Consider the following 16126-nt stretch of genomic DNA (forward strand, 5'->3'; position numbering starts at 1 on the left):
CGATTTAATTTTTTTTTAATAGCTTTGTATTCTTCTTGAACTTTATATAAAAATAAGATGAGGAATCTGTTTGGTTTTGAGAATATACTCTTATTAAAGAAGCATTATCCATCTCGTATAATAACTCTGATGAATGTGTTGTTAAAAAAAAAAAGTGATTATACGCTCCGTTACTAAAAAAAAGCTGTTTTGAAAATGCGATTTGCATAGATCTATGCAAACTATTTTCTGGTTCTTCAATTAGGTGAATGACTATTTTATGATCAGCTTGTTTTTTTTTTAAATAGTTTAAAAGTGAGTAAGCTAATATTTTTTTTCTTCCATCCCCAGAAGTTGGATACAACTCCTCATCATCATTTCTTTTGATATAAGGAATTAAGTTATTAAAATAACCTTTGACAGCCATCTCAGACTTTAACTCAATTTTTATTTCTTCTTGTTTTAAATTTTTATATTCTTCTGTTATCATACTTTGAAAGTTTGTAACCAACTCCATGCCACTTATTTCATTATTCATATCATTACTAAGCTTTTTTAAACGAACCTCTATTTCTTTATCACTATCAGAAAGATTCATCTGATCAAAGAGCCTTTTTTTATGCTTCAAAAAAGTTTTTTCTAAATCGATTGTAGGGTCTACATATACTACTTCAAATATTTTATCCAACTCACTAAAAATATACCTTTTGGGGTAATTCAATTAATTCATCTAGCCCACTTCCCCAAAAAATTTTAGGGATACCAAAATACTCATTATTATCATAACTGCCTTGGATTTGAAAAAAAAAGGTATCTAAATTCTTACTGTTTCTAGCACCACCAACTTTAGAAACGATATTCTTTGTTTCCATACTTTCTTCATAATCCATCAATGAGATCTCTAACGTAATTTTTATAGTTTTACTAATATCATTTCTAAAAAAATCTGTGGTAGTGAACCCATTATTTCTAACTTCTCTGTCTAATAAAAATCTTAAAGCATACATTAAATTTGTTTTTCCAACATCATTCATTCCAAAAATCACATTATGGTTTTTTAATTCGATCTCTATCTTCTCAAAATTTCTAAAATATTCTATTTGTAATCGTTTTAATTCCATTTTCCCTCCAAAGTATTATGATATTTTGTTAGCTTTCACTGCTAGAATCATCTCCACCAACTCATCCCGCGCAATCAAACGCACATTGTTAGACAATGCCAAATTCTTTGCCTGCTGCGTATATCCACTATTCGTCACAACCCATCCAGCCGACGCTTTGTAGTGAGCAATCGCCCCATGAACCTCCTGCACAGCCTTCAACCCAACATTCTTGCTATACCGCTTCGCCTGCACTACAATCTTCTCGCCATTCCGACTAATCACCAGATCGGCACCATAATCACCTTGAGCGCGAGTTGCATTTGCTTTGTATCCTTGCAATCGGAACAGCTGCTCCAGATACTTTTCAAACTGAATGCCATCCATCTTGTCAATCTGTGCAATGCCTGAACGTCGTAACCGAGCAACTTTGGCTTCATGGATGACATAAGCAATTGCGACTATCACGATCAGAGCAATGATAGCGATAACGCCTGCTGCCATTATACTTTTTGTGAAATACAGAGTTCCTGTCCCAATCATCACGACTAACAAACCCATTGCATTAAATGTTTCTTGCTGCTGTTTCTTCTTGCTTTTTCTACGTGCCATTTCTGCTTCCCCTTTTGTCTCTATTTTCTATTTAAAATAAACTCTATTATTTCCCAATACTAAGATGAGCCTTCTCATCCACCCATTTCGCAAATCCTTCCACCTTGCTATAACTCAAATACAAATACTCCATCGCCCGCGTCATCCCGATATAGAACCGCGACACTTCCTCGTCCCAATCCTCTTCCTTCGCCTTCTCTCTCGGCATGCCATCCACATTCACGATAAATACCGCGCGAAAGTCCATTCCCTTCGCGCTATCAATCGTCGAGATCTTCACGCTGGGATGGTTGCGATCGAAGTTGTCTTTTGTCTTTTTGCTCTCCGTAAACCAGTTGTGTGGAATTCTGTTCTTATCCAGCTCCTGCCGGATCGCGTCCACGATAAAGGCATTTTTGGAGCTGCCCTTCACTCGGTACAGAATCGCCATATCTGCATATTCCACCTTCTTCTCCTGGTGCAGATGCTGCATCTGTTCTGCTACCCACTGCATCTCTTCCTGAATGGAGTTACAGCGACGCATTTGCGGTTCGGGACCTCTGCGTTTCGTTCCCTGTGGTGGAATAATCTCGGCGGGTTCGTTTGCGGTGATCGTCGTCTGAAATTTGTCCTTCAGCTTAGAATGGGAACGGTAGAAGTCCCATGCAAAACCCACGATCTGCGATGTGTTACGGTAGTTGATGCTTAGTATTTTGGAGCGTCCGCGGAAGTCGAGTCCGGTGTTGCGGGACAGGCTGACTTTACGGCGGAAGATTTTTTGGGCTTTGTCTTCCACGATCAGTAATGATTGCGTTTCCGGGTTAAGTGCTTTGGTGATCACTTCCAACCATTGTGGTTCGAGATCCTGTCCTTCATCGATCAGGATGGCGTCGTACTGAGGTGCGGTTACTTTGCCGCTATCCAGTTGATCCAGCAGCTCAGCAATCTGGCGTTCAGTTTCCTTTTCACTCATGGCAAATTTCACCGGGAACTGTTTGTACAGCCAGTCGTGGAAGGTGCTAATTTCTAATTGTCGGTTCAATGGGTCATCTGCGTCGTTGTCATTTGCCTGCGACGACTCCATTACTGACCATTCAAACAAGTCTTCCGGTTCACTCAATTTGTTGCGAATCATGCTGCGGATGTTGCACGATAACGGACTGCCGTAACAGAGCACCAGAATGCGCCACTCTGGATGTTCACGTAGCAGGGTACGAGCGCGAGTAGCCAGAATGAGCGTCTTACCACTGCCCGCGACGCCGCGAATCAGTCGGTGACGATCGCCGATCTGACGAGCGAGCGACTCCTGATGCAGATCCATTGCCTGAATGTTATGCAGCGACAGTAGCAGGTCATCCTGGTAATATCCACGCTGCCGGATGTCGGCAGAGATGCGTACTTCGGGGAACAGATGATACCGGATTGCTTTCATATCATCTTCGCTCAGCCATTGTCGCTGGTGAAACGGGTGTGGGAACATGCTGGTCATTCGTTCCAGCAGATGGTCAGCGTTAAATTGTTCGTCGTCGGGATCAATCTCCTCGCGAGTGAGGAGCAGATTCAGATCGATGCAGCGATGAATCTCGTTGCGGATGATCTGGGCTTCTTTCATACGGGTGAAGACAACGCCGTAACCATAGCGGAATTTGAGACTGTTGGCGTAAGCGCCTTCTTGTTGCAGCAGGTTACGATCTTTTTTCAGTTTATTATGAATATGGAATGCGTAGTTACGTGCTTGTGTAATCGGGTTTTTGACGGTTTCCAGACTGCCGGTGCCTTTTTGTGTATGTATGTGCCAATCGTCCGGGCTTAATGTGTGCAAGGTATTCTCGGTATAGTCTTTTACTTCCAATACAAGCAGACCAAGATCGGGACCGATGATGACATAATCTGGTCGCCGGTGATGACCGTTGTTGATATGAGGTTCGTAGTAAACGATATAATCGTCGGGAAGATGTTTGCGGAAAGTGTTGAATAGAATGCGTTCTCCATTCGTTGCGGTACCCGGAATCGTTTCCGGAATCATATATGCCATGTGCTGGTTTCTCCTTGCTGCCGCAGATTCCGTGGTTCTGTTTCCAGTGCTTCTGGAATACTGACAGGTATGAATTTTAATGTATAGGTATATCGGCAGGTGCCATAAGAGGTAAATAAATGAATTATTTTCCTACATCATACATCGTTTGGACTATTATGGGAATAGTTATTTTCTAATTTATGTATGAATTATATTTATTTTAATGTTTTTCAAACAAAAAGAAGCCAATCTTATATAGCTAAATGAGCTATCTGGTTGGCTTCTTTTATTCATCTGTCCTGTTCATTACTGCTTATACGGTTAGATCACTGCGGCTTCATCCATTTGCTGGCGGCATAGCAAATGGCAAAGAATGCACCGACCAATACGCTGAATAGCGCGGCATTGAATAGACAATCCATCACGTATTCATCCATAGATACCTGCATCTGTATACTTGCTCCCGGCGTAGAAGCAGGCATCGAAATAGTCCGTTTCGTCAGAAACGAATACAATAACCCTGCTACGAATCCGTACGTCATATACTTCACCAGTTGCTGTTCAAATCTACTCATGATGACCTCCATATTCTATGTAATTACGATACGATTGTAATTATAACTCAATTGTAAATAAACGGAAAACGATACGTCTATCTGTTATGTTCTGCATGATTGCTCTCTCTAAACCCATATACATTTTTTATACACCACAATTAGATGGAACAATATGGATATCTTATGTGTGTACTAAGCAGGAGGATGATGATATGCGAATATTACAACAACGCTTTGTATCGTTACTGTTGATTACTATGCTAGTCTCCACAGGCTGTTCGGCGAGCCATACACAATCTGGCGGAGATGATTCTTTTACACCCCTACATGCAAAAGAAGAAGAACCTGTATCTGCTACAGACTCTTCTTCTCTTCCATCTTCACCGCTTCCACCTTCTCAACAGCTTCAACCATTGCAGCCAAATGAACTTCCTTCACTTGTCGTCCATGCAGGCGAAATGGACATTCCGGTTGCCCAAAGTTCCTATTGCTGGGGCGATCTCGGTTGTCGCGACTACACAAGCGATCCGAAAATGCTGGATGATCAAACGTTACCGACACTATCATCTGGAGCGGCTATTGCACTTGTCTTTCCTTACGATCCAGCTCCTAATCAGATTCAGGTCACTTCGCTTGGCACTTCTGCTTCAGTTGATTCTGTGATTGCTTTGCGAGATTGGACATTTGATGCACCGCTGAAACGTGGGACGTATTTCTATACCTTTCAAGCCTATTGGACAAGTGAAGACGGCATGTATACTCAAGGCGATACGTCGTTTGTATTCGGGTTTCAGATTGAATAAGACAACTTCTCCAATTAGTCTCGGTGTATCGTAAGCTGCCTATCTATAATGTGTTTTGGTGTTTTATATTTTCTATATCATCCATGTAATGCGTATCCTATGAATCTTACATGCATGACTTATATTCTGTATATTGCATCTTTTTCAAGTGTTCAGAACGTGGATAATATTGCTGGTGCAGCGAATGGCATCGTCGCCAACTGCACCGGCACATGCTCTCTCGCTTCGACCTCTTCCTCTTTATGCTTATACGCATAGCTATGATGCAGATCGATACCGTCGCGTGGAGCCGCATTGTACTGGGTAATCATGCCTTCATGCCGTTTGTAGTAATAACGCGCTTCTGGATCGTCGGTAAAATGCACTTCCACGCCGAGCACCGGATTGATGCCAAAGCTGGCTTTAACATAATCAATATCCTCGGCATTATATTGGCGGCTATCCACCAAGTACGCTTCTACCTCACGTTCCAGATTGACCTCACTTGTATACGCTCCGATCCACACAACCGCTGCGAGCAGCAGAATGGTACTGAAAAACATATTGCGCTTGTTAAACGTTCCCATCGATGTACCCCTCCCTCTCAGAATGGGCATCTGCAACACAGCGATAATGAGATGAAGCCGATAATATCCAACATGACATCGCCATCCTACAGATGCAAAATCAATTCGTATGTCAAATGTTCCTTCCTAACTGCATACGAATTAGTTGCAATAACGTTTCATCTTTTTGCTCAAATTTCGTTATTTCAGGCGATTCAAGGCGAAATACGTTCATTTATACAAAATACATATGTATTGTTGTACATGGGCAATTGCTTACATGCAGTAAAAGAATTATGCATTTTGTATGATGATCTTATGTTCCGATTGCTGCAATAATTATCCCTATCCTGTGCAAAATTAGATATAATAAATGATAATGACTCTCAATTACGCTTAGAGTTATGTATTTTACAGCAGTATGCAGGAGGAACATGATTCATGAACAACTTTCATTCTACCGGCTTCTCGCCGCCGCGCGAGCAACTTGCCGACTACATACAACAATGGACGCGCGCTTCCATCTCTCTCATCGATATTCGTCACGAATGGCTACATGGGCAGCAAGAGAACACGAATCATCTGGCTCCTGCCAGTCTGTTCCTGTTCTCTTATGGCGGAGCGGCAGATATTCAATTAAACGGTACTGGATACAGTATCGACCGGTTTGGGTTTTTTCATGCTGGCAAAGGATCGTCCTTCTCCGTTCGTGCGGGCGATGTTGGTACTGGCTTGTACACTTTGCTGTATCGAGCTGAACCGAAAAGTGTACTAGACAAGCACTTAAAATCACGCCATGATGCTACGCCATTTCGTGAATGTTACGGCTTTGAGCCGGATGATCCGCTATTCTTCGCTGAACATCTGCACCGAATGTGGGAACGCTGGGCAGGCGGTAAGCCGCTGGATATGCTGTATAGCAAGGCAGCACTGCATCAGCTGGTGTACAAAGTATATGAACAATTGGAGCGCGGCGATGTCCGGCGACTGCAACCGGATGCGGTATCACTGGCGCGGCATTATATGGATACGCATTACCATGAATCGGTATCGCTACGGCGTATCGCGCAATATGTGCATGTTAGCGCCAGCAATCTGAGTCGATTGTTCCGCAAGCAGCAGGGCATGTCTCCGCAGGAATATTTGATTCGTAAACGGCTATCTGCGGCAGAGCAATTTCTGCGTACAACCGATGCGAATTTGCGCGAAATCGCTTATCGTTGCGGGTTCTCTGATGAATTTCATTTGATCAAAACGTTCAAAAGCGTACGTGGCATCACCCCCGGCGATTACCGGAAACTTCATACAATACAGATGCACGATTCTGCCATGTTGCTTCCTACATCGATCCCTTATGCTGGACAGAGACCGGTTCAACCGGATCATGAGACAACAGAAGGGGAATATGCCATGTTTACTGCTACAAAAGGAAAAATGATGCTCGCCCTGCTCGGGTTGACGCTCATTCTCTCCGCCTGCGCACCGGCTACAACACCAGTGTCTGGCAATACAAGCACTACCAGTTCCAATCCCAATGAAGCGTCCGCGACTTCGACAGCTGCGGTTACTACACACGAATTCAAGCACGCTGGTGGTACATCTACCGTACCCGTTCAACCGAAACGAATCGTGACCGATTGGTTTTACGGCGAGTTGCTGACACTCGGCGTGCGTCCGATTGGTTACCCGGAATACCTGCTCAGCGAATACCCGTATGTCAAAAGCGATGGCACTGAGGCACTTGGCGATTCACTTGAACAGGTTGTTGATTTAAACCCGGATCTGATCATCTCCACCTGGGATGAAAGCTATGACCAATATGCCAAGATTGCTCCATCTGTTCTGCTCAAGACGACCATGCCACTCAAAGAACGAATGCAGAAGCTTGGTGAGCTTGTTGGCAAAGAGGAAGAAGCGCAGAAATGGAGCACGGCATTCGATACGAAGCTGAAGCAAGCCAAAACGAATTTGCATGAAAAGATGGCGCCCAATACAACGGTGACGATCTTGAGCATTTTCCAAAAGAATCTACAAGTGTACGGTTACCGCAATATGGGCGGCGAGGTGTTGTATAAGATGCTAGAGGTGCAGCCCCCACAGGCAGTGCAGAAGCTATTCGTCAATTCGGACAAATGGAATGCCAATGTATCGTTTGAATCGCTGCCGGATCTGGCGGGCACGGATATTATTTTAACCGTTTACGATCCCGAAGGCACCGGACGCCAGAAGTTGCAGGAATTACAACAAAGTACCGTATGGAAAAATCTTGATGCGGTGAAGAATGGACGCGTGCATGTCGTCGATTATTATGACCTGTTCTATGAAGATCCGATTGCAGTCGATAACCAGATCAAGATGCTGTCGGATCTGCTCACGCAATGATTTCTGTTCAAACATCACAAAACCCGATCTATCCGCCAAGTGCAGATAGATCGGGTTTTTTTGACTTTGTACAGGTTACATTGTTACAGATTGATTTGTCACAAGTTTACAATGTATTGATCAATACCGATGCAATCAGGATGGATGCGGTCGTTACGGTTGTAAATCCGCCAACCAGCATCGGGGTGAAAATCTCATCCAGAATCGCCTGACGTTCTCGTTCATCTCTGCCGACTGAACGACTGACTTCTTCACAAATGATATAGTCACCGGGGAAACCGAATAGTGCGGTCATTGCGACAGGAATGCCTTTGAGCGGATCCCATTTGAACCATTTGGAGCCGAGCCAGCCGCCCAGCATGATGCCGAACACGCCGACTACGATGATCAACAGCACCGGACCGATAGAGCTAAGTACAGCTTCTAGCGTAACCGAGCCCATGCTGGACATCACGACTACAATCAGTCCGACCATCGCAACACCAGTTGTATTAGCGCGATCCATCGTACGTGGTGGGAAAATGCCTGCTACTTGTCCGATAATACCGATTGCCAGCGCCCAGATGCTGTAGTTCAATCCAGTCAGGTTGTTGAGCAGCACCGCCAGACTTCCGCCTAGGAATAATAGCAACAGCAGAATCGGTGGCGTCTGCAAGCGTTCCGGCAACAGCATGCGCGAGTTGCCTTTAGCAGTATTCTGCTGCTCATGATCATGAGAATGATTGGCATGTAAATGTTGCGTAGCGGCAGTCTGATTGCCTGCTACGTTTGCCTGTTGCTCAACACGATGAGAAGCCGATTGGCGAGTAGCACTAGTCAGCGATTCATCAGTTGCAGATTCATGTGCAGTTAATTCATGTGTCGTACTCTCCAGCTTGGGTGCATCGAAGAAGCCTTGACGCTGCATTTTCAACGCATAGCGTCGTAAAATATTCAGTGCAACTGGCATTCCGAACAGTGCGTGAATACCGAGAATTACCGCCGGGACGGTAACGAGTGCGGTCAAGCCCATTTCTTGCAAACGCTGCGTGGTGATCAGGTAGGCGATAATGCCGCCAGTAACCGGACCTGCACCAGCTACAGCTGTCGGATAACCGTAAATCGGCGATACGACCAGCAGTACAAGCACTGTTGCTATCAACGTTGACAAGAGAGCGATCAGAATCGCTTTGTACTGTACGCGAATGAGACGTGTGGGAATGAGCGTACCCATATGCACGACGAGCGGCGCAACCATAATGGAGCCGAAGACAGCAAATGCGGAGCTAGTAATGACCTCCTGCGGAAATACGTGCATCCATGATAGCAGCAGATATCCTCCCATCACCACTAGCAGTGAAGGAACTCGCGCCCTCGACCAGATGGAGATCAATTCCCCTACTGCCAGCAAAATAAGCAGCAACGTCGCAATATAAATCGGTTGACTGAACATCGCATTTCCCCCTTTTGAGCATCTACCGTTATTTCAATCGTTTTCCGCCAATATATACTTGCTGGATATGCTCTGTCTGTTGAAACAGTGTAATATCATCTAGCGGGTTGACATCCAGTACGATCAGATCGGCGAGTTTCCCTGGTTGAATGGTGCCGATCTCGTCTTCCATATGAAGCGCCTTGGCAGCATTGGCTGTAGCGGCAACAATCGCTTCCATCGGTGTAAAGCCCACATCTTCTACCAGCAATTGAAGTTCCAGTGCATTACCACCGTGTTCTACTGGCGCACACGAGGCAAAGTCCGTTCCGGCAGCGATGGTAACACCTGCTTGATGCGCCATGATCATATGCTCAATATGCTCACGATAGACGGCACGCGCCTTGCGTAGTCCAAATTCCGGTACGCCATACAGATGACCTTCCTTAATAATGCGATGCACAATTGCGAGTGTTGGCACCAGAATCGCTTTGCGATCTAGCATCAGCTCAATGCCGTCCTCGTCTATGTAAATGCCATGCTCAATCGTCTTCACTCCAGCAAGCAGGGCATTTTTGATCCCTTGCGTGCCCTGCGCATGAGAGGCTACATACGACTGTACTGCTTCGGCTTCGTATACGATTGCCTTGAGCTCATCCATATTAAATTGCGACCAGCGCGGATCATCCTTTTCCGATAATACGCCACCGGTGGAACAAATTTTGATAAAATCAGCACCTTCGCGAAATTGCGTACGCACTGCCTTAATACATTCCGGCACACCATCACAAACGGTGAACAGATTAAACGATGACGGCAGCATGTGCATGTCACCATGGCCCGCAGTCTGACTAAGCATATGGCGCGACGTCTTGATACGCGGTCCTTCATACGCACCTTCGCGGATCAGATCGCGAATATGTACTGCCACATGACTGCCTACATCGCGAACCGTTGTAAACCCAGCATTGATCAGCCGCGGCAGATCAAGTAACGCACGTCCCATTTGCATCGCTTGCGGCTCTAATGCTACCTGCGCCATATTGAGACTTTTCGATCCGATCACATGCACATGCGCATCGATTAGTCCGGGCATGATTATCTTCCCCGTTACATCGACAGTCTGCGTTCCTTCCGGGATGGTCATATCCGCTGCAACTCCGGCTGCGACAATGCGATCATCCTGTACCAGTACACCGCTATTGTGAATCGGCTCGCCACCTAGTCCATCAATCAATACAGCTCCACGAAAAAAAGTACCACTCATCTCTCTGTTCCTCCATTCTCTCTGTATGATGCCCCATTCACTGGTATTGCTCGATCGTTCGATCCATCTATATGAAAATGGATGCATCGGCAAATGATCAACAATATAATGGAAACTTTGCTATAGCACGACTGACATTGTATGACTTCCATTCCTATCAGCGTTATATATAGTGACATTCATTATAAATTCAGCATAGACCTGTGTCATTGTGGAGATGAATAATATTTTGCATAAAACAGTGGGGAAATCTATAATTGACAATACATATCAATAGACAGAATTCGACAATGTGCTGGAGGTGGACGTATGGATTTTACAAAACTGCGGCAGTTTATCGAACAAAAGAATGGACATATAGATAAGATACAAACAAACGATGAAGCTGTATCTGCATCTATTTCTGCTTCTTCTCCTTCTGCTTCTGCTTCTGGACTGTGGCTTCGGGATGAGCATGATTGTCGTTGGCGCTGCGGGTATGCAGATGAGACAGCAGATGAATATTGGAGAACACTGCACCCAGACTCTGCTTCTCCTTTAGCAAATATTAGCGAACATAACCTTCTATCTCCTGCCTTCATAAATAATCAGGACACTGCATCTGGATCATCTATTCTTCACAGTAACTCTACACCGCAACAAAGTCATACTAAGGTTAAATATAACGACGTAAAGTTGACACATCAGTCACCTTTATATTCAAATGTGTCAAATTCAGAACATGCAGCACCAGATTCTGCACATCATGATGAATACAGTGTTACACATCAGATTGACAATCATAATGCATATGAGAAGGCAAACAATACCATATGTGACACTGCGAATTTCCAGATACTTAGTTTCCAGCTGGATATGTTGTCGCGCTGTGATGTGCAATTGGTGATACAATCCACGCATCAATTTACAGAGCTAGAACAGCAGCATATGGAATATTTGATTCGAGATGTACTGCTTCGTCATCAATTGTCTACCGAGCGTGAGCATCATCAGCGTTGGTTGCAAAGTCTGCGCCAGTTAACCGGTTCATTACGACTGGACGAGCTATTGCTTACGATTATGGATCATGCCTTAGAAGTACTGCCTTCCGCCTCCGCCGGGTTGTTCCTTATGCACGATCCTATTAGTGACAATATGCAGCCGCGGGCACAGCGTGGTTTTCACGATTCCATTTACGATTATCGGGCGCAAACGCATGAAGGCATTACTGGACGTGTATTCAGTGAAGGGGTGGCGCGGGTGTACCCAACCTTTGCATCCATATTCGAGGATATTCATAACGTAGATGAGGAGCGACTCGGTCTGGTCGCAGGTTCATTTCTGGGAGATGACTTGACTGTTCATGGCATGCTGGCGGTGCCCGTGCGTATGCATACAGACAAGATCGGTGTGATGCTGATCTACCAGTTCGACGATAGCCGCACGCTGCATCAGGGTGATCTGGACAAGTTACAGGGCTTTGCCGATCAAGCTGCAATTGCGATCGTCCATGCGCGTATGTATAGCGAATTGCTAGATAACAATCGGTATTTGGAACAACGCAGCCAGATTCATCGCGTGTATACCCAGCTCTCAATCGACAATGCTCCGCTAGAGCAAATCGTGCAGACAGCCGCAGATATGCTGAAATTCCCGGTCTGCTTTGTCGATACGGAAGCACAACAAACGTATAGCGCGGAAGGATACGAATACATCGCTACAGAGCAGGATACCAGCGGGAATGCAATGTGGACGACGGATGATCAGTATGCTGTGGATGCTGCTTCTCATAAGATTCCATCGTCCAATGAACAGATTTATCCTGTCCGAAATGGCTCGTTGCTAGTTGGGTATTTTCAATTACCAATCCAGCGTGCATTGGAGCCGCTAGAGGAGGTCATATTAGAACAAGCAAGCGCTATTGTGCTACTGCATATGATGAATATGTATTCCATGACTGGTATGCTGTATCGGCAAAGTCGTGACTTCTTCGATGAACTATTGCAGCATCGCGATCCACATACACTAGCAGATGGGTTGCGGCGCTATGGACTGCATGCAGAATCACCACTATATGTCGCCCTATTGCAGGTGGATAGCGATACAACCGATGTACGCATAGCTGAAAATCATATCCGTCAGCTCATCGCTCGCATTGATCGTCAACCGGAACGTGGTGCATATCTGCTATTCGGATCAAGTGACAAAATTACGCTACTGTGCAATACATCGTCCGCTTCTACTCCATCACAACTGGCAGAGCAATTGGATGTGATTATTTCACATTGGCAAAGGGATAGTTCCATTCCGGTATACGGCGGAATCGGCGGCGCCTATGATGGCTTGGAGCAAATTGCACGCAGTCATAATGAAGCGGGACGTGCGCTATCGTATGCCCGTCGTCGCAGACAAACCGGAGTAATGACATATGCGGATATTGGCATTAATCGCCTATTTCTACAGCAGGAGCCACAGGAGATCGAAAATTATGTACAGGAAATTCTATCTCCCCTACGCAGTCCCAAATATGCTGCCGCCGAGTTGGAGCAGACGCTGCGAATGTATATTCAGGAGAACCGCATTGCAGCAGCAACGGCGGAGAAGCTATTTATTCATCCGAATACACTGTATGTACGCTTGCGAAGGATTGAGGAGATTTTGCAGGTGAATTTGAACGATTCTGGGGATTGGATGAAGGTGTATCTGGCTTGTCATTTGAGTGAGACGTATTGAATAGCGGCAGGTCAAAGTTGTATAAAGTGTACTACTGAATTCCTTTTATAACCAATAAAGCAAAGCCAGCAGAAACGGATGACGGATCATCTGATTCTGCTGGCTTTGGTTGTGAATGTGCTCTACATGTATTCGTTTAATAATCGAGGATTTTACTCAAACCTTTGTACTCCATTCATTTTGAAGCATAGTCATCACTTGTTTTCTCTTTTGACTACACCATCCCAAATGATTCTACCGTTGTCGAATTTGTATGGATCTGAACCTGGATTAATAATAGTCATATGATTATAAGTGATTGTGCCAACTTGTCCACTTCCCCAAACCCCTGTGCCGAATTTGCCAGCATTCGTACTTGTATTATTATTAAATGTCACATTATCAATTGGTGTGTTACCGGCATATACAAGTAAGTCTGCATGACCTCTTCCTGTATCCTGAGCTGTACGATCTACAGTGTTATTGTTGATCGTAATAGAGTCAACGGCTTGCGTATTATATTCATTATTTTCACCAGTTTCAGTCGCAATATAAATACCTGCCATTTGCGTCAGTTGGATATGATTACCCTCGATCAGTACATCGCGTCCACCAACAACAGAAATTCCTCGCGCTTTTGAATCATAACCCACATCGTTGTTCAAGATACGAATATTGTTCGTTTGTCCTTTGTCACCATCAGATTTGGCACTCTTACCATAACTAACCACAGCAATCGTATCGTCACCGACCTGTTTCACTACGTTATTTTGTACGGTAATGTCGCTGCTGTCACCTGTCATGTGAATACCGTCTGCCTGTGTATCCTGCACCGTATTATTCGTAATGGTTCCACCTATCGAGTCTGTCACATAGATGCCGGCTGTACTGGCTTTTTGTACATGAATCTGATCCACTACAAAATTCGTTGCATTCTTAACACTGATACTGTTCTTTTCATTTTTGCCATCGCGTTCACCTAAACTGCTATACACATGCGACAGATTGCGAATCGCTGGGCTAGCTCCAGTAAGATCAATAGAACCGCGCTCTGGGTTGGTTGAGGTCAGAATGGACTGTTCTTTATTTTCCCCCTTCAAGGTCACACCATTTACGGTCAGAATATTACTCAATTCAAATGTTCCTGCTGGTACGTACACATCCTTGCCTTCTGTCTTCGCCTGCTGAATCGCAGCAGCAATGGCGGTATCATCCGGTTTGTTATCTCCCGCCACAGCGCCAAAGTCCAAAATCGATAAACTGCGATCATCTGGTACATACGTGCCAGCCGTAAATGCAATCGTCGGATTCCATAGCGTATGGTCAAAGCTGATCGAACCGACACGATTCACGACAAAATGAATCTGTGTTCCTTGCTGTACTGGAATATTCGTGACACCGCTAGGCTGTACTTCGGTTGTATTACGGATCGTTTGCGTCCACAAGCTAGAGCTGTCTTTTATAATAGATGCGTTAATCCCATCGCCATCTGCACTGCCTTTTTGCACGGAGCCAGTAATGGTAATCTTGCCACTGGATGGTGCAATCCATGTGCGTACTGAATCAGCGCTATTGCCCGGATGCTGTGCGTTGGATGATACCCATGGATACGTTCCGCTGACATCCCAGCGACTGGATGAAGACTGGTATGTAAGATTGGTGTAGGTAGTCCCGGTCTTTTGCTGGTAATACCAATTGTTCGCGCCTTGCGTAGAGCTGAAGCCTGTTGATGCCGTATACGATACAGAACTCGCTGCCTGCGCTCCACCAGCTAAACTGATACCGCTTACAGTTAAAATCGCTGCAAGACTCCATGTGCTCCATCTCGTATTCTTTTTCAAATGAATGCCTCCATGTAATTTTATTATTTTTTTGTTAGTAATATATATTAACTTCCATTATTAACCTTGAATAAGAATATAGAACCGAAATAGAGTATTCCGAGCAAGTGATCGTCTGTATAACAACATATCAATAATGTTGTGCGTATGACATCAGATATCATTACACTTCAGAATAGCTAAGTTTTTCAGATACAGCTATCGTATAAACCATATCTGCTTCTAAGTTATTCTGTTTTGATGGAAATGCGCTTCTGATCAGATACGATCTGCATTTGCTCCAATTTGCCTTGAGCTGGAAAGGAAGTATTCACATTCGGGGCAAGTATAACGTTAATGGCATCTCCAATATGAATATCGTCGGCTTGAGTAACATCTTCCGTCGTGAGCCAGATGACATTAGGATTAGCAATCTGCAAAATATCATCCACGGAACGTCCGTTCATCTGCTCTGCCTGTACATCCCATACAAATAAAATCGCCGGAATCTTCTCCTGCGTTTTGTCGATGACATAACCTGTATATTGCCAACTACTTTGGCGTGGATCAGTATCATATGGTGATATGGAATCAGGCAAGCCCGTTTTGTTATCATTAGGCGTCGTGTTCGAAACGGTTTGTTCATCTACTGTAACCGTATTAACACGAGTTGTCTCTGCATCCTGACGGTTAACAGAACAACCAGCAATCATCGCAATGAAAACAACCGCTACTATAATTCTCATGCGTATCATACGATGCATCTCCTTAGTTTGCTAATGGTCGTCATTTGATCGACTGTATCTTTTCATCTTCGGATTAAGCTATGCTATCTCCAATCATAGAGATATTTAATCTGGATCACCCAATGTATATTGCGTATATGTATGTGCAAACGGATGAAAGAAAATATCGTTTATTTGCATCTTTTGTACCACTTTTTTACAATTATTTCAATTTGAC

General features: G+C 44.6%; 13 protein-coding genes. 3 read left to right on the forward strand and 10 right to left on the reverse strand.

What is annotated here, in order from left to right; genetic code table 11:
- Positions 1–4: 4 nt before the first annotated feature.
- From ACE3MZ_RS13925 to ACE3MZ_RS13945, 5 genes are all read right to left on the reverse strand, one after another.
- Complete coding sequence (locus tag ACE3MZ_RS13925; RefSeq protein ID WP_411342760.1) at positions 5–667, reverse strand: AAA family ATPase; 663 nt, start codon at positions 665–667, stop codon at positions 5–7.
- Between the two features lie 4 nt (positions 668–671).
- Positions 672–1100, reverse strand: a complete 429-nt coding sequence (locus ACE3MZ_RS13930) for an AAA family ATPase (RefSeq protein WP_411342761.1) — start codon at positions 1098–1100, stop codon at positions 672–674.
- Positions 1101–1115: 15 nt separating this feature from the next.
- Entirely contained in the window at positions 1116–1691 is a 576-nt protein-coding gene (locus tag ACE3MZ_RS13935) for a restriction endonuclease (protein WP_411342762.1), read from the reverse strand.
- Positions 1692–1737: 46 nt separating this feature from the next.
- Positions 1738–3705 (reverse strand): 3'-5' exonuclease, encoded by a 1968-nt coding sequence (locus tag ACE3MZ_RS13940; protein ID WP_411342763.1) that lies wholly within the window; start codon positions 3703–3705, stop codon positions 1738–1740.
- 308 nt (positions 3706–4013) lie between these two features.
- A complete protein-coding gene (locus tag ACE3MZ_RS13945; protein ID WP_411342764.1) occupies positions 4014–4262 on the reverse strand; it encodes a hypothetical protein in 249 nt (82 codons plus the stop codon).
- Positions 4263–4456: 194 nt separating this feature from the next.
- On the opposite strand from ACE3MZ_RS13945, the gene ACE3MZ_RS13950 reads away from it, so the two are divergent.
- A complete protein-coding gene (locus tag ACE3MZ_RS13950) occupies positions 4457–5047 on the forward strand; it encodes a hypothetical protein (protein ID WP_411342765.1) in 591 nt (196 codons plus the stop codon).
- 152 nt (positions 5048–5199) lie between these two features.
- On the opposite strand, the gene ACE3MZ_RS13955 is transcribed toward ACE3MZ_RS13950, so the two are convergent.
- A complete protein-coding gene (locus tag ACE3MZ_RS13955) occupies positions 5200–5613 on the reverse strand; it encodes a hypothetical protein (RefSeq protein ID WP_411342766.1) in 414 nt (137 codons plus the stop codon).
- Between the two features lie 420 nt (positions 5614–6033).
- Between ACE3MZ_RS13955 and ACE3MZ_RS13960 the strand changes: the two genes are divergently transcribed.
- A complete protein-coding gene (locus tag ACE3MZ_RS13960) occupies positions 6034–7974 on the forward strand; it encodes an AraC family transcriptional regulator (RefSeq protein ID WP_411342767.1) in 1941 nt (646 codons plus the stop codon).
- Between the two features lie 106 nt (positions 7975–8080).
- On the opposite strand, the gene ACE3MZ_RS13965 is transcribed toward ACE3MZ_RS13960, so the two are convergent.
- Both ACE3MZ_RS13965 and ACE3MZ_RS13970 read right to left on the reverse strand, forming a co-directional pair.
- Positions 8081–9406, reverse strand: coding sequence for a hypothetical protein (locus tag ACE3MZ_RS13965; protein ID WP_411342768.1), 1326 nt, complete (start codon positions 9404–9406; stop codon positions 8081–8083).
- 28 nt (positions 9407–9434) lie between these two features.
- Positions 9435–10652 (reverse strand): amidohydrolase family protein, encoded by a 1218-nt coding sequence (locus ACE3MZ_RS13970; RefSeq protein ID WP_411342769.1) that lies wholly within the window; start codon positions 10650–10652, stop codon positions 9435–9437.
- An 882-nt stretch (positions 10653–11534) separates the two neighbouring features.
- Here ACE3MZ_RS13970 and ACE3MZ_RS13975 point away from each other — a divergent pair.
- Positions 11535–13364, forward strand: a complete 1830-nt coding sequence (locus ACE3MZ_RS13975; protein ID WP_411342770.1) for a helix-turn-helix domain-containing protein — start codon at positions 11535–11537, stop codon at positions 13362–13364.
- 194 nt (positions 13365–13558) lie between these two features.
- Here ACE3MZ_RS13975 and ACE3MZ_RS13980 read toward each other — a convergent pair whose 3' ends face one another.
- Entirely contained in the window at positions 13559–15184 is a 1626-nt protein-coding gene (locus ACE3MZ_RS13980) for a right-handed parallel beta-helix repeat-containing protein (protein ID WP_411342771.1), read from the reverse strand.
- 227 nt (positions 15185–15411) lie between these two features.
- Complete coding sequence (locus ACE3MZ_RS13985) at positions 15412–15918, reverse strand: DUF3221 domain-containing protein (RefSeq protein ID WP_411342772.1); 507 nt, start codon at positions 15916–15918, stop codon at positions 15412–15414.
- Between the last annotated feature and the right edge of the window lie 208 nt (positions 15919–16126).

The sequence above is a fragment of the Paenibacillus sp. WLX1005 genome (assembly GCF_046603685.1).
In the GTDB taxonomy this organism is placed as follows: Bacteria; Bacillota; Bacilli; order Paenibacillales; family Paenibacillaceae; genus Saccharibacillus.